This is a genomic window from Streptomyces sp. DH12 (genome assembly GCF_020873895.1).
Classification (GTDB): domain Bacteria; phylum Actinomycetota; class Actinomycetes; order Streptomycetales; family Streptomycetaceae; genus Streptomyces.
In genome coordinates this window covers 1-379 of record NZ_JAHWGT010001754.1, presented here as the reverse complement: position 1 = coordinate 379, position 379 = coordinate 1, and the positions used below count along the sequence as shown (strand labels likewise).

General features: G+C 70.2%; 1 protein-coding gene. It reads left to right on the top strand.

The window, feature by feature from the left end; translation table 11 throughout:
* On the top strand, positions 1-379 hold a 379-nt coding region (locus LPA54_RS42070; RefSeq protein WP_228985595.1), incomplete at both ends, for an ATP-binding cassette domain-containing protein.

The window sequence follows — 379 nt, the reverse complement described above, 5'->3', positions numbered from 1 at the left end:
GCTATGGCGACATCCGCGTCGTCGACGGCATCTCCTTCACCGTCCGCGAGGGCGAGACCCTGGGTCTGGTCGGCGAGTCGGGCTGCGGCAAGTCGATCACCAGCCTGGCGATCATGGGCCTGCTGGCCCGCAACGCCGAAGCGACCGGCGAGATCCTCTACCGGGGCCGTGACCTGCTGAAGCTGGCGCCCCGTGAGCGGCGCGCCCTCATGGGCCCGGAGATCGCGATGGTCTACCAGGACGCCATGTCGTCACTGAACCCGTCGGTGCTGATCGGCACGCAGCTGAAGTGGCTCACCTCCCGGGGCGGTACCCGGACCCCGGCCGAGCTGCTCGAACTGGTCGGCCTCTCCCCCGAGCGCACCCTGCGCAGCTACCC